This window comes from Hydrogenophaga sp. YM1, from assembly GCF_016903055.1.
Classification (GTDB): domain Bacteria; phylum Pseudomonadota; class Gammaproteobacteria; order Burkholderiales; family Burkholderiaceae_C; genus Hydrogenophaga; species Hydrogenophaga borbori.
The window spans coordinates 1,880,764-1,897,930 of record NZ_CP070223.1; the positions used below are offsets into that span (position 1 = coordinate 1,880,764).

Annotated in this window: 18 protein-coding genes; 15 read left to right on the forward strand and 3 right to left on the reverse strand. The window is 67.4% G+C overall.

Annotation, left to right across the window (positions count from 1 at the left end; genetic code table 11):
- Positions 1-17: 17 nt before the first annotated feature.
- From JNX00_RS08955 to JNX00_RS08965, 3 genes are read right to left on the reverse strand one after another with little or no spacing between them, the layout of a single operon-like run.
- Positions 18-449, reverse strand: a complete 432-nt coding sequence (locus tag JNX00_RS08955) for an RNA-binding S4 domain-containing protein (RefSeq protein ID WP_204744732.1) — start codon at positions 447-449, stop codon at positions 18-20.
- Positions 446-1,873 (reverse strand): sensor histidine kinase, encoded by a 1,428-nt coding sequence (locus JNX00_RS08960; protein WP_204744733.1) that lies wholly within the window; start codon positions 1,871-1,873, stop codon positions 446-448. The genes JNX00_RS08955 and JNX00_RS08960 overlap by 4 nt, the downstream gene beginning before the upstream one ends.
- Positions 1,870-2,538, reverse strand: coding sequence for a response regulator transcription factor (locus JNX00_RS08965; RefSeq protein ID WP_070398064.1), 669 nt, complete (start codon positions 2,536-2,538; stop codon positions 1,870-1,872). Before JNX00_RS08965 ends, JNX00_RS08960 begins: the two co-directional genes overlap by 4 nt.
- A 121-nt stretch (positions 2,539-2,659) precedes the next feature.
- On the opposite strand from JNX00_RS08965, the gene JNX00_RS08970 reads away from it, so the two are divergent.
- From JNX00_RS08970 to JNX00_RS09040, 15 genes are all read left to right on the forward strand, one after another.
- A complete protein-coding gene (locus tag JNX00_RS08970) occupies positions 2,660-3,619 on the forward strand; it encodes a tripartite tricarboxylate transporter substrate-binding protein (protein ID WP_070398063.1) in 960 nt (319 codons plus the stop codon).
- Between the two features lie 13 nt (positions 3,620-3,632).
- Positions 3,633-4,157 (forward strand): tripartite tricarboxylate transporter TctB family protein, encoded by a 525-nt coding sequence (locus tag JNX00_RS08975; RefSeq protein WP_204744734.1) that lies wholly within the window; start codon positions 3,633-3,635, stop codon positions 4,155-4,157.
- 90 nt (positions 4,158-4,247) lie between these two features.
- Positions 4,248-5,753: a tripartite tricarboxylate transporter permease gene (locus tag JNX00_RS08980; protein ID WP_204744735.1), complete on the forward strand. Its 1,506-nt coding sequence runs from the start codon at positions 4,248-4,250 to the stop codon at positions 5,751-5,753.
- 250 nt (positions 5,754-6,003) lie between these two features.
- The gene (locus tag JNX00_RS08985; RefSeq protein ID WP_204744736.1) at positions 6,004-6,273 is read left to right on the forward strand and encodes a phosphopantetheine-binding protein; all 270 of its coding nucleotides are present in this window, start codon (positions 6,004-6,006) and stop codon (positions 6,271-6,273) included.
- Between the two features lie 229 nt (positions 6,274-6,502).
- Positions 6,503-6,748 carry a hypothetical protein gene (locus tag JNX00_RS08990; protein ID WP_204744737.1) on the forward strand — a complete coding sequence of 82 codons (246 nt, stop codon included), beginning with the start codon at positions 6,503-6,505 and terminating at the stop codon, positions 6,746-6,748.
- Between the two features lie 151 nt (positions 6,749-6,899).
- Positions 6,900-7,394: a hypothetical protein gene (locus JNX00_RS08995; RefSeq protein ID WP_204744738.1), complete on the forward strand. Its 495-nt coding sequence runs from the start codon at positions 6,900-6,902 to the stop codon at positions 7,392-7,394.
- A gap of 20 nt (positions 7,395-7,414) precedes the next feature.
- On the forward strand, positions 7,415-8,272 hold the full coding sequence (locus JNX00_RS09000; protein ID WP_204744739.1) for a TraB/GumN family protein: 858 nt from the start codon (positions 7,415-7,417) through the stop codon (positions 8,270-8,272).
- A 167-nt stretch (positions 8,273-8,439) separates the two neighbouring features.
- Positions 8,440-9,936 (forward strand): IS21 family transposase, encoded by a 1,497-nt coding sequence (gene istA, locus JNX00_RS09005; protein ID WP_204743357.1) that lies wholly within the window; start codon positions 8,440-8,442, stop codon positions 9,934-9,936.
- Positions 9,933-10,760, forward strand: a complete 828-nt coding sequence (istB, locus tag JNX00_RS09010) for an IS21-like element helper ATPase IstB (protein ID WP_054470453.1) — start codon at positions 9,933-9,935, stop codon at positions 10,758-10,760. Before istA ends, istB begins: the two co-directional genes overlap by 4 nt.
- 132 nt (positions 10,761-10,892) lie before the next feature.
- A complete protein-coding gene (locus JNX00_RS09015) occupies positions 10,893-11,582 on the forward strand; it encodes an ATP-binding cassette domain-containing protein (protein WP_204744740.1) in 690 nt (229 codons plus the stop codon).
- Between the two features lie 27 nt (positions 11,583-11,609).
- The gene (locus tag JNX00_RS09020) at positions 11,610-13,088 is read left to right on the forward strand and encodes a sigma 54-interacting transcriptional regulator (RefSeq protein ID WP_204744741.1); all 1,479 of its coding nucleotides are present in this window, start codon (positions 11,610-11,612) and stop codon (positions 13,086-13,088) included.
- Positions 13,089-13,250: 162 nt separating this feature from the next.
- The gene (locus tag JNX00_RS09025) at positions 13,251-14,447 is read left to right on the forward strand and encodes a substrate-binding domain-containing protein (RefSeq protein WP_070398059.1); all 1,197 of its coding nucleotides are present in this window, start codon (positions 13,251-13,253) and stop codon (positions 14,445-14,447) included.
- 139 nt (positions 14,448-14,586) lie between these two features.
- On the forward strand, positions 14,587-15,348 hold the full coding sequence (locus tag JNX00_RS09030) for an ABC transporter ATP-binding protein (protein ID WP_204744742.1): 762 nt from the start codon (positions 14,587-14,589) through the stop codon (positions 15,346-15,348).
- Positions 15,345-16,085 carry an ABC transporter ATP-binding protein gene (locus tag JNX00_RS09035; protein ID WP_204744743.1) on the forward strand — a complete coding sequence of 247 codons (741 nt, stop codon included), beginning with the start codon at positions 15,345-15,347 and terminating at the stop codon, positions 16,083-16,085. The genes JNX00_RS09030 and JNX00_RS09035 overlap by 4 nt, the downstream gene beginning before the upstream one ends.
- Positions 16,082-17,068 carry a branched-chain amino acid ABC transporter permease gene (locus JNX00_RS09040; RefSeq protein WP_070398056.1) on the forward strand — a complete coding sequence of 329 codons (987 nt, stop codon included), beginning with the start codon at positions 16,082-16,084 and terminating at the stop codon, positions 17,066-17,068. Before JNX00_RS09035 ends, JNX00_RS09040 begins: the two co-directional genes overlap by 4 nt.
- Positions 17,069-17,167: the final 99 nt, after the last annotated feature.

Below are 17,167 nucleotides of genomic sequence, written 5' to 3' on the forward strand. Positions count from 1 at the left end.
GGCGCGCGGGGCCAGGTTCATTCGCTGCCGTCGTCGTCGAGCGACGCGCTCCAGCGGTCTCCCCAGTCCTTGAGCGAGCGCCGGTCGCGCTTGGTGGGGCGTCCCATGGGTTGGCTCAATGCCGGTTCGGGCGCCAGGCGCCGCTGCTCGGCCGCGGCCAGCCGGCGCGCCACCGACTCGGGCGTTTCCTCGTAGAGCTGCTGCGCCACGGGTGCCGGTCCGCGCACCGCGCTCAGGCCCCGCACGATCACCACGCGCGCCTCGCTGCCCTGGCGGAACTCGATGGTGTCGCCCACGCGCGGCTCGCGCGAGGCCTTGGCCGCCTGGCCGTTGACGCTCACGCGGCCCTTGTCGATCGCCTCGGCGCTGAGCGCGCGGGTCTTGAAGAAGCGCGCGGCCCAGAGCCATTTGTCCAGGCGCACGCGCGCGGGTTCGGTTGGGGTTGTCATGCGGTCGCGGGTGTCAGGGGCAGGCGCACCGTGGCGTCGAGTCCGCGCACGCTGCCGCCGTCGGTGCGGTTGTCCAGCTCGATCTGGCCACCGAGCGATTGCACGATCTCCCGGCAAATGGCGAGCCCGAGGCCCGAGCCCGAGAGGCTGGGGCCCGCGCGGTGGTCGGTGGCGAATGGCTGGAACAGGCGCTCGCGCAGCGCCGGCGCGATGCCGGGGCCGCTGTCGCGCACGATCAGTGCCGCCGTGCGCTCGTCGCTCAGCAGGCCCACGCGCAGCGCGCCACCCGGCGGCGAGTGCTTGATGGCGTTGTGCAGCAGGTTGCGTGTGAGCTCGCGCAGCGCCCATTCGTGCGCGCGCACCGGCGCGGCCTCGCCGACGTCGAGCGCGAAGTCGAGCGACCGGTCGGCGATCAGCGCCGACAGGTCCAGCGCCACCGCGCGCACCACGGCGGCCCAGTCGCTCACCGGCACGTCACGGTCCTGGCGCAGCTGCTCCACCTTGGCCAGGGCCAGCATCTGGTTGGCCAGTTCGGTGGCGCGGTCCACGGTGTGCGCGATCTCGTCCAGCGCCTGGCGCGGCTCCACGTCGCCGCGCCGCGCCGATTGCACCTGCGTCTTCAGCACCGCCAGTGGCGTGCGCAGCTGGTGCGAGGTGTCGCGCACGAAGCGCTTCTGGTGTTCCAGCAACTGCGACAGTCGCTGCATGTGCTGGTTGGTGGCGTCCAGCAGCGGCAGCAGTTCGCGCGGCGCGTCCTGGCCGGGCAGGGGCGACAGGTCGTTCTCGCTGCGCGAGGCCAGGGCGCGGCTGATGTCGCGCACCGGCCGCGTGGCGCGCTGCACCACCAGCACCACCACGAAGGCGATCACGGCCAGCAGCGCGGCCTGGCGCCACAGCGTGTCCACCAGGATCTGGCGCGCCAGCGTCTCGCGCAGCTCCAGGGTCTCGGCCACCTGGATGGTGGCCATGCCCTGGCCCTGCACGCCGGCCACCGGCTGCAGCAGTACAGCCATGCGCACCGGCATGTCGCGGTAGTGGTCGTCGTAGAAGCTCACGAGCGCCGCGTAGATGTTGTCCGAGGGCGCGTGGCGCCGCGGCGCGGGCATGTCGGCGAAGCCCGAGACCATCTCGCCCTGGAAGCCGCTCACGCGGTAGAAGAGGCGGCTGCGGTTGTCGGCCTCGAAGGCCTCCAGCGCGGAGTACAGCACCGTGGCCTGCACGTGGACCTCGCCGCCCTGCGACGTGACCTGCAGCTGCTCGCCCAGCGACTTGGCGGTGGCCAGCAGCGTGCGGTCGTAGGCGGTGTCGGCGGCCGCCAGGGCCTGGCGGTACAGCACCACGGTGTTGAACACCACGTAGCCGAACACCGGCAGCAGGATGCCCAGCAGCAGGGTGCGGCGCAGCGAGGTCGCGCGCGGCTTCATGGCTGGGCCTTGATGAGGTAGCCCAGGCCGCGCAGGGTGACGAGTTGCGCGCCGGTGTGCGCGATCTTCTTGCGCAGCCGGTAGGCCACGACCTCGATCGCTTCCGGCTGCACGTCGGGTTCGCCGGGGAAGACGAGTTCGAACAGGCGCTCCTTGGCGATGGCGTGGCCCGGGCGCGCGAGCACGGCGCGCAGCAGGGCGAGCTCGCGCGGCGGCAGCTCCAGCGGCTGGCCCAGGTGGTACACGGCGCCGCTCTCGCGGTCCACGGCCATGCCGCACCAGGCGGCGGGCGCGGCGTCGGCGTCGCCCGCGCGGCGCACCAGGGCGCGCACGCGGGCCTCCAGCTCGTCCAGGTCGAAGGGCTTGGGCAGGTAGTCGTCGGCGCCGGTGTTCAGGCCCAGGATGCGATCGCCCACGGTGCCGCGCGCGGTGAGGATGATCACGGGCGTCTTCAGGCCGCTGCCGCGCGCCTGGGCCAGCACCTCCAGGCCGTCTCTGCCGGGCAGCGACAGGTCCAGCAGCACGGCGTCGGGCTGGGTGTCGCGCCACACCGCCAGCGCGCGCTCGCCGTCGTCGCAGGTCACCACCTGGATGCCGCGCCGCTCGAAGGCGCGGCTCAGCGTGGCCTGCATGGTGGTGTTGTCTTCGACGAGCAGGAGTTTCATGGGGGGACCGATTATGGGGACGCGCGCGCCTCAGGGTTTATCCCAGGGCGCCCGACAGCCAACTGACAGCCCGCCACCCGACCATTCGCGGCGTCGTTCCCATCAACCACGGAGACAAGCCATGCGCCGCGATACCTTCCTCAAATCCCTGGCCGCCCTGGCCGCCGCTGGCGCCCTGCCGAACGCGGCCTGGGCCAGCGCCAACATCAAGATGATGATCCCCGCCAACCCCGGCGGCGGCTGGGACGGCACCGGCCGTGCGCTGGGCGACGCCCTGCGCGACGCCGGCGTGGCCTCCTCGGTGACCTTCGAGAACAAGGGCGGCGCGGCCGGCGCCATCGGCCTGGCCCAGTTCTTCAACGCCAGCAAGGGCGACCCGAACGCGCTCATGGTGATGGGCGCCGTCATGCTGGGCGGCATCATCACCGGCAAGCCGCCGGTGTCCATCACCCAGGTCACGCCTGTGGCGCGCCTCACCACCGAGTACAACGTCTTCGTGCTGCCGGCCGAGTCGCCGCTCAAGACCATGAAGGACGTGGTCGAGCAGCTCAAGAAGGACCCGGGCAGCGTCAAATGGGGCGGTGGTTCGCGTGGCTCCACCGAGCACATCGCGGCGGCGCAGATCGCGCAGGCCGTGGGCGTGCCGGCCGCCAAGATCAACTACGTGCCCTTCCGTGGGGGCGGTGAGGCGGTGGCGGCCATCCTGGGCGGCAACGTCACCGTGGGCGGCAGCGGTTACAGCGAGTTCCAGCCCTACATCGAGAGCGGCAAGATGCGCGCCATTGCCGTCACCTCGGGCAAGCGCCTGGACGGCATCAACGTGCCCACGCTGAAAGAGCAGGGCATCGACGTGGAGATCGGCAACTGGCGCGGCGTGTACGGTGCGGCCGGCATCACCCCCGCGCAGCGCGACGCGCTGGTGGCCATGGTGGTGAAGGCCACGCAGAGCAAGTCCTGGGCGGAAGCGGTGAAGAAGAACAACTGGACGCCCGCGCTGCTGACCGGCAAGGCCTTCGAGGAGTTCGTGGACCGCGACTTCTCCTCCCTGCGCGCGACCATGGTGCGCGCCGGCATGGTCTGACCCAGGCCTGGTCATGAGCGAGCAGATGCAGCAGCCCGCGTCCACGGACGCGGGGCAGGTGGCCATCGGCCTGGGCGCGCTGGGCGTGGCCGTGGTGCTGGCGGTCGGTGCCTGGCAGATTCCCTCGGCCGCGGGTTACGCGGGCGTGGGCCCCGACTTCCTGCCCTGGGTGATGTGCGCGGCCATGGCCGTGTGCGGCGCGCTGCTGGTGTGGCAGGCGCTGCGCGGCGGCTGGCGCCATGTGGAAGCGCCCTCGGGCGCCGAGCGCGGCGACTGGCGCGCGCTGGCCTGGGTGGCTGGCGGCGTGGTCGCCAACGCCTCGCTCATCACCACCATCGGCTTCGTGCTGAGCTGCACGCTGTGCTATGCCCTGGCCGTGCGCGGCCTGCGCTTGAGCGAAGGCCGCGCGGCCGGCGGCGCGCGCACCACCTTCATCGACCTCGTCACCGGCGTGCTGATTTCGGCGCCGGTGTTCTGGGTGTTCACCAAGGTGCTGGCGGTGAACCTGCCCGGCATCAGTCCCAGCGGCTGGATCTGAACATGACCCCCCACGCTCATCACCTTGTGTATTCGCTGCCCCCCGAGGGGGCGCAGACCGCCCTTGGGGCGGCCCGGCGGGCGGTCTGACATGGGCGACATCCTTGCTCAACTCATGGGTGGCTTTGCCACCGCGGGCACGCCCATCAACCTGCTGTGGGCGCTGGCCGGCTGCGCGCTGGGCACGGCCATCGGCGTGCTGCCGGGCCTGGGCCCGGCCGTCACGGTGGCCATGCTGCTGCCCATCACGGGCCAGGTGGAACCCACCGCCTCGATGATCTTCTTCGCGGGCATCTACTACGGCGCGATGTACGGCGGCTCCACCACCTCCATCCTGCTCAACACGCCGGGCGAGACCGGCACCATGGTGACCGCGCTCGAAGGCTTCAAGATGGCCAAGCACGGCCGCGCGGGCGCCGCGCTGGCCACGGCGGCCATCGGCTCCTTCGTGGCCGGCACCATCGCCACCATCCTGGTCACACTGTTCGCGCCCTTCCTGGCCGACTTCGCCGTGCGCCTGGGCCCGCCCGAGTACTTCTGCCTGATGCTGCTGGCCTTCACGACCGTGAGCTCGGTGCTGGGGCAAAGCGCGCTGCGCGGCCTGGCCGCGCTGTTCCTGGGCATCTCGCTGGGGCTGGTGGGCATCGACCAGATCACGGGCCAGGTGCGCTACACGGCCGGCATCCTGGAGTTCATGGACGGCGTGGAGGTGGTGCTGGTGGCCGTGGGCCTGTTCGCGGTGACGGAGGCGCTCTACAACGCGCTGTACGAAGGCCGCATGCAGACCACGATGAACCACCTCAACAAGGTGCACATGACGCGCGGCGAGTGGCGGCGGTCCTGGCCGGCCTGGCTGCGTGGCACAGCGATCGGCTTTCCCTTCGGCACCATTCCCGCGGGCGGCACCGAGATCCCTACCTTCCTGAGCTACGCCACCGAGCGCAAGCTGGCCGACCCCGAGGCGAGGCAGCAGTTCGGCACCACGGGCGCGATCGAAGGCGTGGCCGGCCCCGAGGCGGCGAACAACGCGGCCGTGACGGGCACGCTGGTCCCGCTGCTGACGCTGGGCATCCCAACCTCGGTGACGGCGGCGATCCTGCTGTCTGCCTTGCAGAACTACGGCATCAACGCCGGGCCGCAGCTGTTCCAGACGTCTTCCGCCCTGGTGTGGGCGCTGATCGCTTCGCTCTACATCGGCAACGTGATGCTGCTGGTGCTGAACCTGCCGTTGGTGGGCCTGTGGGTGAAGCTGCTGAAGATCCCGCGCCCGCAGCTGTACGCGGGCATCATGATCTTCGCGACGGTGGGCGTCTACGGCATGCGCCAGAGCGCCTTCGACCTGTACCTCATGCTGGGCATCGGCCTGCTGGGCGTGCTGATGCGCCGCTTCGATTTTCCGGCGGCGCCGGTGATCGTGGGCCTGATCCTCGGGCCGCTGGCCGAAGCGCAGATGCGCAACGCGCTGTCGATCGGCGAAGGCAACTGGCTGATCTTCGTGCAGCGCCCGATGTCGCTTGTGCTGCTGCTCGTGGTGGTGGGGGTGCTGGTGGTGCCGAGGGTGCTGGCGCGAAGGCAGCATGTCGAGTTGACCGCCTGAAGCGTGGTCCTCATGAACGCCTGATGCCGCCCAAGCGGCAGGGTGTTGATTAGTTCGTTTTTCTTATATTCGTTGTCGGTTTGACTTTGGATCGCAGGCGGTATTCGCAGTGATCCGAAGCCATCGATTCAACGGACAAGGCACATCCGGCGTGAGCCGGGGCCGGTGCCAGACAGGGAGCGAACTCCATGCGTGTTCTTCAAGTGCCGCCAAGCGCCGGCGGCCTATCGGTCATGCGGCAACGCTGACCTTGCCTGACCTTAGGGCGAAGCTGATCGAACTGGCGGCGCAGCGCTTCGGGATCGACCCTGCCGCCTTGCTTGCGGGTCGACCGTTCACCGAGCTGTACGAATCCTTCGATTCGCTGGCACTGCTTGACCTGCAGTTGTCGCTTGAGAAAGCACTCGGCATCGAGTGGGACATGCTCCAACCACCCTGGCCCACCGATGTGGACACGCTCGCGCGGGCCCTCTTTGCGCAATTGGAGCGTGGTCGGCAGGTGGCGGGAGGCTGCGTATGACTGCGGAGAAACGCGGGTTGACCGAATGGCCCGTGTGGGTGCTGTCTTACGTCCTGGCCCATCTGATCGTTTTCGGGGGAACGGCGCTCACCCTCTACCTGTGGGCGGCACCGCCCGACGATTGGGGCGCCACCTTGGGCAGGCTGTTTTGGCGGTCATTTGCTCACGCAATGCCGTTGGGAATGATTCTGGGGACTGTGTGGCGCAACCGGGGGAACGGGAGTTGGAAATGAATGCTTCGTTGTTGATAGGCGTGGCGCTGGGATTGTCTGTCTCTGTGCTTGTTGCGCGACCTGGTGCGTTGCACCAGATACTGCTCCTGGGGACAAGTGCCGCACTTTTTGTTGCGGCGTCTTTGCTAGAGCAGAAATGGGTGCTTCTTGTATGGCAGCTAGTCGGAATTTTTTTTGTTCTTTTGATCGTGAGATTGGCAAGCCGGTCGTTGAAAAAAGGAGTGGATCGTGAGAATCATTGAAAGATGTGAAATGGAACAGGTGGGCGCTGGCAATGCGACCGCGGACTGCCTAGGGTTTGCTGCTAACGTAGGCGCGGTCGGACTTACGGCGCCTGGTACGCCTGCCAATGCGGTTGCAGGGGTTGCGGCTGTGGCGTCCGCAATGAGTTGCATGGAAAACGTGGCGACGGGACCGGCTCCAGCCTCTGTCGACAGTTGCGCCGTATCCGAGAGTCCAGAAGGTGGATCGGTATGTACCACCGCGTCGGACAGCGACGGAGGTGGCGGTAGCGGAAGCAAGGTCATCTGCACCGAGTTGTGTCGTGCGGGCGAGATCGACCATGAGGTTTGGCTGGCTGACATTCGCTACAGCCGCCAGAACTTCTCAGCGCGAACCATGCGCGGCTATCACCTGTGGGGTGTTCCGTACGTGCGCTGGATGCGCAGGTATCCGGTGCTTGCGAGCCTGGCAAAACACCCCACACGCTGGTTTGCCGAAGACATCGCCTTCCAAGTGGGTGTGCGCCAGCGCAGAAACCTGAAAGGCTGGGTGCTGCGCGAGATGCTGTTTCGCCCGCTGTGCTCCTTCTTGGGGGTGTTTGCCAAAGCCCGCGATTGGCGAGCACTGTGGTCCGGCGGCGATGGCCGACTTGACGCAGTGCAGTGAGTTGGACGGTTCAGCTCCGCATGGCGGGGCTGCTGCTTGCGAGCCTGTTGCACACGGCCGCGCCGGCGCAAGCCTTGTGGCGCGCGCAGCGCGGGGAACGTGTGCTGCTGTTGGTGCCAAGCGTGCATGCAGCGGCGCCCGATTCGATCCATATGGGGCCCGAATTTCTGCGTGTGCTCAATACCGCTGCGTCGATGCACTTTGAACTGAAGCCTGGTGCGCTGACACGCAAGGATTTGGTTGTTGCAGGTCCGGATGAGCAAGGGATGAAATTCCTCAGTCCAGAAGCCCGTCGCTTGGTTGGTTCCTGTTACGAAACCCTGGGGCTTTCGCCAAAAGTGGCGCAACGCGTGCGTCTGTGGGTTGCTGCAATAGATTGTGAAAACGCCTTCTTGCGCGCCCAAGGGATCTCTTCCGCGTACGGATTTGAGGCACTGCTGAAAGAGCAGCTGCAGAAGAACCGAAACCTGCAGCCCGAGGGAATCGAAAGTCTGGATGAGCAATTTGCAGCGATGGCCGCTGTGCCGAAAAGCCTGTTTGCAGAAGCACTGGAAGACGCTGCCTCTACACCTGATATCAGGCAAGAGCGGTTCGAGCGGCTCCAAAACCTGCTCCGAGCGGTTCTTCAAGCTGATGTGGCGGCGCTTGAGAAAGCCATGGATGACACCTTTTACGCTGACGAGACCACCAGGGTGTTGGCCGAGCATCTGCTGGAGAAAAGGAATCAGCGTTTTCTGGCGTACATCGAGTCCTATGTTGGCCCGTCCCCCCAGCTCTTTGTGTTGGGTGCGTTCCACTACCCCGGAGAGCGCGGCCTGCTGGAGCTCTTGCGCAAGGCCGGTTACGAGATCCAGTCGATCAGAACTGCCGCGCCATGACACTCTTTCGTTCAGAGGTTGTGCGGGCACAAGGCTGCCGTCACCTCGGGACTGTTGACGATCATTCAAAACTGACCCACCTGTAAGGGGCGCGATCGAGCAAATCTGACCCACGTGTAGACACTGCCCTGCTCAATGTTTGAGCAGGGGAACCAGGAGTGATCAACGTGGGCATGTTGGCCAAGATCAGGCGAATGCACCTGAGGGATGGGAAGTCCATCCGGGAGATCAGCCGAGTCACCGGGCTGTCCAGGAATACGGTGAGAGGGTGGTTGCGCCAGCAGGACGTGACCGAGCCGAAGTACCCCAAGCGAAGCGAGGTCAGCGTCGTGGACGCCTGGGCGCAGCACCTGGAGGCGGCGCTGCGAACCGACCAGCACCGCGCGGCGCGCGAGCGGCGCACCGCCAAGGGGCTGTTCGAGCAGATCCGCGCACTCGGCGACAAGGGCAGCTACCCGCGGGTGGCGGTGTGGGTGCGCCGCTGGCGCGAGCAGCAAGCCAACGCGCCCCGGCGCGCGGCGTTCGTGCCGATGAGCTTCGAGCTGGGCGATGCGTTCCAGTTCGACTGGAGCTGCGAGTACGTCTTCGTGGGTGGCCTGCGCCGGCGCCTGGAGGTTGCGCACACCAAGCTGGCCGCCTCGCGCGCGTTCTGGCTCACGGCCTACCCGGCGCAAAGCCACGAGATGCTGTTCGATGCCCACGCCCGGGCGTTTGCCGCCTTCGGCGGAGTGCCGCGGCGCGGCATCTACGACAACATGAAGACCGCTGTGGACAAGGTGGGAACGGGCAAGGCCCGCAGCGTGAACGTGCGCTTTGCCGCCATGTGCTCGCACTACCTGTTCGATGCAGAGTTCTGCAACCCGGCCTCGGGTTGGGAGAAGGGGGTGGTGGAGAAGAACGTGCAGGACCGGCGCCGCCAGGTCTGGCGCGAGGCCGCCGAGCGGCGCTGGGCGGATCTGGAGGCGCTCAACACCTGGCTGGGCGAGCGCTGCCGCCAGTGCTGGGAGGACAGTGCCCACCCCGAGTGGCCCGAGCTCACCGTGGCCGAGGTGTTCCAGGACGAGCAGGCGCGCCTCATGCCTTGCCCAAAGCCCTTTGATGGCTATGTCGAGCAACCGGTTCGGGTCTCGGCCACCGGGCTGATCCACTTCCAGCGCAACCGCTACAGCGTGCCCACCCGCCACGTGAACGCGATCCTGAGCCTGCGGGTGTACCCGCGCGAGCTCGTGCTGGTGGCTGAAGGGGTGGAGGTGGCGCGCCATGTGCGCTGCTTCGAGCGCGAGCAGACTGTCTACGACTGGCGCCACTACATCGATCTGGTGCAGACCAAGCCCGGGGCGCTGCGCAACGGCGCACCGTTCAAGACCATGCCTGAGGCGCTGCAGGCGCTGCAGCGGCACTTGCTGCGCCACGCCGGTGGAGTCCGGGTGATGACGCAGGTGCTCGCCGCTGTTCCCGTGCACGGCCTGGAAGCGGTGATCGTGGCTGCGGAGGTGGCGCTGGAGGCGCAGCGCCCAAGCGCCGAGCACGTGCTCAACGTGCTGGCCCGCCTCAAGGAGGGCTTGCCTGTGCTGCAGCCGCTGGAGGCGAACACCCCGGCGCTGCGGGAGGAGCCGCGTGCTGACGTGCAGCGCTACGACCGGCTGCGGGAGGTGCGCGCATGAGCACCGAGATCGTTGCACGCCTGAAGGCGCTCAAGCTGCACGGCATGGCCGCCAACTGGCCTGAGCTGGTGGCGCGCTGTCGCCACTCGGCGCTGGGGCCGGAAGCCCTGGTCGAGCAACTGCTCAGCGCAGAAGGTGCTGAGCGCGAGCTTCGCTCCATCAGCTACCAGATGAAGGCCGCGCGCTTCCCCGCGCACCGCGATCTGGCCAGCTTCGAGTTCGAGGGCAGCGCCATCGACGCGGAGTTGATCAATAAGCTGCACACGAGCAGCTTCACCGACTCGGCCCACAACGTGGTCTTCATCGGCGGTCCTGGGACCGGCAAGACGCACTTGGCTACAGCCCTGGGTGTTCAAGCCGTGCACCGCCACGGCAAGCGGGTGCGCTTCCACTCCACGGTGGAGCTGGTCAACGCGCTGGAGATCGAGAAAGCCCAGGGCAGAGCCGGGCAGATCGCACACCGCCTGATGTACGTGGACATGCTCATCCTGGACGAGCTGGGCTACCTGCCGTTCAGCCAGTCGGGCGGTGCGCTGCTCTTCCACCTGCTCTCCAAGCTCTACGAGCACACCAGCGTGGTCATCACCACCAACCTCAGCTTCGGGGAGTGGAGCCAGGTCTTCGGCGATGCCAAGATGACCACTGCGCTGCTCGATCGCCTCACGCATCACTGCCACATCGTGGAGACGGGAAACGAGTCCTGGCGCTTCAGGCACAGCAGCACGAGCGCTGCGCGCTCACCAACCACCAGCAAACGAAAGAAAGGAGCTAAGACGGAGAGTCCAGACAAGGACTTATCCACAGAACCGGCTGCCGTCAGGTAGCCTTGAGGGTGGGTCAAATTTGAATGATCACGACGGGTCAGTATTGGGTGATCGTCAACACTCCGACTCCAGGGCGAGCGGCTGGCGGACATCGTCCTCACCTCGCGGGAGGCGAACGGCGAGCCAGAAGGCATGGGCGATACCAGCTTGCCGTCCTTGTGTCTCGACGCCGTGAGCTTCCGTTACTCCGAGCTGGACCCCTGGGTTTTGCGGGAAACGAGGCTGACCATTCCCGCCGGGGCCGCAGTGGCCATCGTCGGACCTTCGGGGTGCGGCAAGACGACGCTGGCCAAGTTGCTGTTGGGTCTTTTGCGGCCAACCGCGGGCAGGATTGCGGTGCAAGGCCGTGAACGTAGTCTGTCCGACGCGGGACACTTGCGTTACATCACGGGCGCAGTGATGCAGGACGACCATCTGTTCACCGGTTCACTGGCGGACAATATTGCCTTCTTCGACCCCAGGCCAGATCTCGAGAAGATTGAGCGCGTGGCGCGTTTGGATTGCATCCATGACGACATCCGGCACATGGCCATGGGGTACCACACACTGGTCGGGGACATGGGGACCGCGTTGTCGGGAGGGCAAAGGCAACGCATCCTGCTGGCGCGGGCCTTGTATCGCGAGCCGAAGATTCTGGTGTTGGACGAGGCAACCAGCCATCTGGATGTGGCCCTGGAGCGGGCGATCAATGACGCCGTTCGTGGCCTGAAGATGACCCGCATCGTGATCGCGCACCGCCCTGAAACCATCGCAGCCTGTGACCTGGTGGTTGAACTTCCGTCCGTCAATCAGGTAGAGCCTCCGGCCTTGGCCGCCCCCTGAATACCCACCCCGGGTACCATCCCGGGCATGACCCGCGACGACCGCCTGCCCCGCGACGCGCAGAGCATCCTGGAGCTCGCCGCGCGCTCCATGTTCGATCTCTTCGCCAACGCCAGCGAGGGCATGTTGCTGGTGGACCGGCACGCGCGCGTGGTCTGGATCAACGACCAGTACCGGCGCTTCCTGCCCGCCCTCGGCTTCGACCGCGAGGAAGACTTCGTCGGCCAGCCCGTCAGCAACGTGGTGCACAACACGCAGATGCACCGCGTGCTGGAGACCGGCAAGCCCATCCTCATCGACCTGCTCACCAACCGCGCCGGCACGTTCGTCGTCACGCGCATCCCCCTGCGCGACGAGGCTGGCGACGTGCTCGGCGTGCTCGGCATCGTGCTGTTCGACCATCCCGAGACCACGCTGCAGCCCCTCATCACCAAGTTCGCGCGGCTGGAGCAGGACCTGAACGACGCCCGCCGCGAGCTCGCCCACCAGCGCCGCAGCAAGTACACCTTCGCCAGCTTCGTCGGCACCAGCGCGGCGGCGGTGGAGGTCAAGCGCCAGGCGCGCCGCGCCGCGCTCTCCAGCAGCCCGGTGCTGCTGCTCGGCGAAACGGGCACCGGCAAGGAGCTGCTCGCGCACGCCATCCACGCCGCTTCGCCGCGCGCGGGCCGGCCCTTCGTCAGCGTGAACATGGCCGCCGTGCCCGAGACCCTGCTGGAGGCCGAGTTCTTCGGCGTCGCACCCGGCGCCTACACCGGCGCCGACAAGAAGGGCCGCGACGGCAAGTTCAAGCTGGCCGACGGCGGCACGCTGTTCCTCGACGAACTGGGCGACATGCCCATGGCCATGCAGGTCAAGCTGCTGCGCGCCCTGCAGGAAGGGGAGATCGAGCCCCTGGGCTCGAACCAGCTGGTGCCTTTCGATGTGCGCGTGGTGGCCGCCACCTCGCGCGACCTGCCGCTGATGGTGAGGGAAGGGCGCTTCCGCGAGGATCTGTACTACCGCCTCAACGTGCTGCCCATCCGTGTGCCGCCGCTGCGCGAGCGCCAGAGCGACGTGCCCCTGCTGATCGAGGCCTTGTGCGAGGACATCGCCGCGCGCGGCGGCGGTCCGCAGCTGGAGTTCGGCCCCGAGGCCCAGGCCCTGCTGGCCGCGCAGGCCTGGCGCGGCAACATCCGCGAGCTGCGCAACGTGCTGGAGCAGCTCGCGCTGCGCACCGACTCGGCCCTCATCGATGCCGCGCAGGTGGACGAGGTGCTGCGCGAGGCCGGCCTGCCCGCCCTGGCACCGGTGCGCGAGACGCCGCCCGCCGCGCCCGCGCGGCAGGACGCTCTGCGCCCGCTGGCCGAGCAGATCGCCGAGCTCGAACGCCGGGCCATCGCGCAGGCGCTGGCGGCCACGGGCGGCAACCGCAGCGCGGCGGCCAAGCTGCTGGGCATCTCGCGCGCCAGCCTGTACGACCGGCTCTCGACGCTGGACGGTCTGTCTGAAATTCCGGCGTCTGTCTGAATTTCAGACAAATTGAGCGCAATCGATTGTCTGAAATTCAGGCAATCGATCGAGGGGCAGAAGAAAATTCCTTTGGCATCAAGGCCTTGCCGGGTTGGCACGGCATGTGCAAAAGAGGCGCACGGCGCACCGCGCTGTGCCAGCAACCATCAGGAGACAAGCATGTTCGACACCACCCGCCGCCTGGCGGTGATCGCCCTGGCCTGCACGGCCACCCTGGGTTTCGCCCAAGCCAACAAGGGCGAGATCCGCATCGCCCACATCCACAGCAAGACCGGCCCGCTGGAGGCCTACGCCAAGCAGACCCAGGCGGGCCTGATGATGGGCCTGAACTACGCCACGGGCGGCACCATGATGGTGGCCGGCAAGAAGATCGTGGTGATCGAGAAGGACGACCAGGGCAAGCCCGACGTGGGCAAGAGCCTGCTGGCGGCCGCCTACGCCGACGACAAGGTCGACCTCGCCATCGGCCCCACGGCCTCACCCGTGGCGCTGGCCATGCTCCCGGTGGCCGAGGAGTACCGCAAGATCCTGCTGGTGGAGCCCGCCGTGGCCGACTCCATCACCGGCGACAAGTGGAACAAGTACATCTTCCGCACCGGCCGCAACAGCAGCCAGGACGCCGCCGCCAACGCCGTGGCCCTCGATGCCCCGAACAACGTGATCGGTGTGCTGGCCAACGACAACGCCTTCGGCCGCGACGCCGTGAAAGCCTCCAAGGACTTCACCAAGAAGGCCAAGATCGTGCACGAGGAGTACCTGCCCGTGGGCACGACGGACTTCACCGCCGGCCTGCTGCGCCTGGTCGACAAGCTCAAGGACCAGCCGGGCAACAAGTACATCTCGGTGGTGTGGTCGGGCGCACCCACGCCCTTCCCCAAGATCGCCGAGATGGAGCTGGACAAGCGCTACGGCATCAAGCTCGCCACGGGCGGCAACATCCTGCCGGCCATGGTGGCCTACAAGCAGTTTCCGGGCATGGAAGGCGCGCTGTACTACTACTTCGGCATCCCCAAGAACCCGGTCAACGACGCCATGGTGGCCGAGCACTACCGCCAGTTCAAGCAGCCGCCGGACTTCTTCACCGCCGGCGGCTTCTCGGCCGCCATGGCGGTGGTGACCGCGCTGAAGAAGACCAACGGCGACACCAACAGCGAGAAGCTCATCCAGACCATGGAAGGCATGAGCTTCGAGACGCCCAAGGGCACCATGACCTTCCGCAAGGAAGACCACCAGGCCATGCAGAGCATGTACCACTTCAAGATCAAGGCCGACCCGGCCTTCGCCTGGGGGGTGCCTGAACTCGTGCGTGAGATCAAGCCCGAGCAGATGGCGATTCCGATTCGGAATCGCCGGTAATCCCCCTGCGCCGCTGACGCGGCTTCCCCCTTGAAAAGGGGGACAACACCGACGGCCCGGCAAAGCCGGTTCCGTGGTGTTCCTGGAAGGTCGCCGCACCTGCGGCGACCGACTCCCCCTCTTTCGTCGCGGAGTCTTGATGCTGCAAACCTCGAACCTCACGGTCCGCTTCGGCGGGCACGTGGCGGTGAACGCTGTCTCCTGCGCGTTCGCGCCGGGCACGCTCACCGCCATCGTCGGCCCCAACGGCGCTGGCAAGACCACCTACTTCAACCTGATCTCGGGGCAGATCAAGGCCACGGCCGGCACGGTCACGCTCGATGGGCGCGAGCTCACCCCGTTGAGCGCGCCGCTGCGCACGCGCGCCGGCCTGGGCCGGGCCTTCCAGCTCACCAACCTGTTCCCGCAGCTCAGCGTGCGCGAGAACGTGCGCATGGCCGTGCAGGCGCGCGCGGGCGCGGGGCTGGACTTCTTCCGCATCTGGAGCGACCGCAAGGACCTGCTGGACCAGGCCGATGAAATCCTGCGGACCGTGGCCCTGGCCGACAAGGCCGAGGCGCGCGCGGCCAGCCTGCCGCACGGCGACCAGCGCAAGCTGGAGGTGGGCATCCTGATGGCGCTGGACCCCAAGGTCTACATGTTCGACGAGCCCACCGCCGGCATGAGCGTGGACGAGGTGCCGGTGATCCTGAACCTGATCCGCCGCCTCAAGGCCGACAAGAGCAAGACCATCCTGCTGGTGGAGCACAAGATGGACGTGGTGCGCGAGCTGTCGGACCGCATCATCGTGCTGCACAACGGCGAGCTCGTGGCCGATGGTGAACCCGAGGCGGTGATCGCCTCGCCGGTGGTGCAGCAGGCCTACCTGGGCATCAACCCCGAAGAGGAAGTGAGCGCATGAGCGACGCCGCACTGCTGCGCCTCGAAGGTGTGCACACGCACATCGGCGCCTACCACATCCTGCACGGCGTGGACCTCGCCGTGCCCGCCAACCAGCTCACCATGCTGCTGGGCCGCAATGGCGCGGGCAAGACGACCACGCTGCGCACCATCATGGGCCTGTGGCACGCGAGCCGGGGACGGGTCACGCTCGCCGGTCAGGACATCACCGCGAAGGCGACGCCCGACATCGCGCAGAGCGGCGTGGCCTACGTGCCCGAGAGCATGGGCATCTTCGCCGACCTGAGCGTGAAGGAGAACATGCTGCTGGCCGCGCGCGGCGCGCGCGCCATCGACGACATCGACCCGAAGCGCCTGGCATGGATCTTCGACATGTTCCCGGCGATGAAGAAGTTCTGGCTGCACCCGGCGGGCAAGCTCTCGGGCGGGCAGAAGCAGATGCTGGCGGTGTCGCGCGCCATCGTCGAGCCGCGCCAACTGCTGCTCATCGACGAGCCCAGCAAGGGCCTGGCGCCGGCCATCATCCAGAACATGATCGAGGCCTTCCGCGAACTCAAGGCCGCGCAGACCACCATCCTGCTGGTCGAGCAGAACTTCAACTTCGCGCGCCAGCTCGGCGACAGCGTGGCCGTGATGGACGACGGCCGCGTGGTGCACAGCGGCGCGATGGCCGAACTCGCCGAGGACAGCGCGCTGCAGGCGCGCCTGCTCGGCCTCTCGCTGGGAGCGCATCAATGAAGGCCCTGACGGACTTCGACTGGAAACCCGTGGCCCTGGTGCCGCTGCTGGCGGCATTGGCGCTGCCGGCCGTGGGCAGCGGCCCGACCTGGCTCACGCTCACCGTGGCCGGACTGGCCATGGGCTTGATCGTCTTCATCATTGCCTCCGGCCTCACGCTGGTGTTCGGCCTGATGGACGTGCTCAATTTTGGCCATGGCGTGTTCATCGCGCTGGGCGCCTTCGTCGCGGTCAGCGTGTTCGGTGGCCTGAACGCCTACGCCATCGCCGACAGCTTCTGGCTCAACCTCGCGGCCCTGGTGCCGGCCATGCTGGCCGCCATGGTGGTGGCCGGCGCGGTGGGCCTGGTGTTCGAGCGCGTGATCGTGCGCCCGGTGTATGGCCAGCACCTCAAGCAGATCCTCATCACCATGGGCGGCATGATCATCGGCGAGGAGCTCATCAAGGTGATCTGGGGTCCGGGCCAGCTCGCGCTGCCGCTGCCCGAGACACTGCGTGGCAGTTTTCTGCTCGGCGACGCCTCGATCGAAAAGTACCGCCTGCTCGCCATGGCCGTGGGCCTGGCGGTGTTCGCCGCCATGGTCTGGACGCTCAACCGCACCAAGGTCGGCTTGCTGATCCGTGCCGGCGTGCAGGACCGCGAAATGGTGGAGTCGCTGGGCTACCGCATCCGGCGCCTGTTCGTGGGCGTGTTCGTGGCGGGCAGCGCGCTGGCCGGCCTGGGCGGCGTGATGTGGGGGCTGTACCAGCAGACCGTGCTGCCGCAGATGGGCGCGCAGGTCAACGTGCTGATCTTCATCGTCATCATCATCGGCGGCCTGGGCTCCACGCTGGGCGCGCTGGTGGGCGCGCTGCTGGTGGGCCTGATGGCCAACTACACCGGCTTTCTCATGCCCAAGGTCGCGCTGTTTTCCAACATCGCGCTGATGGTCGCCATCCTGCTGTGGCGGCCGCAGGGCGTGTACCCCGTGGCGAACAGATGAACACCCCCCGCGCCGCCTTCGGCGTCACCCCCCTGAAGGGGGGCGCAGCCAGTGGCCCGGCACAGCCGGTTCCACGGCTGCCGCGCCAGACGCCCGCCC

Excerpts from the sequence above, each read along its gene's own strand:
- JNX00_RS08960 (WP_204744733.1), bottom strand. The coding sequence starts at position 1,873 with ATGAAGCCGCGCGCGACCTCGCTGCGCCGCACCCTGCTGCTGGGCATC.
- JNX00_RS09040 (WP_070398056.1), top strand. The coding sequence starts at position 16,082 with ATGAAGGCCCTGACGGACTTCGACTGGAAACCCGTGGCCCTGGTGCCG.
- JNX00_RS09020 (WP_204744741.1), top strand. The coding sequence starts at position 11,610 with ATGACCCGCGACGACCGCCTGCCCCGCGACGCGCAGAGCATCCTGGAG.
- JNX00_RS08970 (WP_070398063.1), top strand. The coding sequence starts at position 2,660 with ATGCGCCGCGATACCTTCCTCAAATCCCTGGCCGCCCTGGCCGCCGCT.
- JNX00_RS08955 (WP_204744732.1), bottom strand. The coding sequence starts at position 449 with ATGACAACCCCAACCGAACCCGCGCGCGTGCGCCTGGACAAATGGCTC.
- JNX00_RS08995 (WP_204744738.1), top strand. The coding sequence starts at position 6,900 with ATGGAAAACGTGGCGACGGGACCGGCTCCAGCCTCTGTCGACAGTTGC.
- JNX00_RS09030 (WP_204744742.1), top strand. The coding sequence starts at position 14,587 with ATGCTGCAAACCTCGAACCTCACGGTCCGCTTCGGCGGGCACGTGGCG.
- JNX00_RS08990 (WP_204744737.1), top strand. The coding sequence starts at position 6,503 with ATGAATGCTTCGTTGTTGATAGGCGTGGCGCTGGGATTGTCTGTCTCT.
- JNX00_RS09025 (WP_070398059.1), top strand. The coding sequence starts at position 13,251 with ATGTTCGACACCACCCGCCGCCTGGCGGTGATCGCCCTGGCCTGCACG.
- JNX00_RS08980 (WP_204744735.1), top strand. The coding sequence starts at position 4,248 with ATGGGCGACATCCTTGCTCAACTCATGGGTGGCTTTGCCACCGCGGGC.
- JNX00_RS09015 (WP_204744740.1), top strand. The coding sequence starts at position 10,893 with ATGGGCGATACCAGCTTGCCGTCCTTGTGTCTCGACGCCGTGAGCTTC.
- JNX00_RS09000 (WP_204744739.1), top strand. The coding sequence starts at position 7,415 with ATGGCGGGGCTGCTGCTTGCGAGCCTGTTGCACACGGCCGCGCCGGCG.
- JNX00_RS09035 (WP_204744743.1), top strand. The coding sequence starts at position 15,345 with ATGAGCGACGCCGCACTGCTGCGCCTCGAAGGTGTGCACACGCACATC.
- JNX00_RS08965 (WP_070398064.1), bottom strand. The coding sequence starts at position 2,538 with ATGAAACTCCTGCTCGTCGAAGACAACACCACCATGCAGGCCACGCTG.
- JNX00_RS08975 (WP_204744734.1), top strand. The coding sequence starts at position 3,633 with ATGAGCGAGCAGATGCAGCAGCCCGCGTCCACGGACGCGGGGCAGGTG.
- istB (WP_054470453.1), top strand. The coding sequence starts at position 9,933 with ATGAGCACCGAGATCGTTGCACGCCTGAAGGCGCTCAAGCTGCACGGC.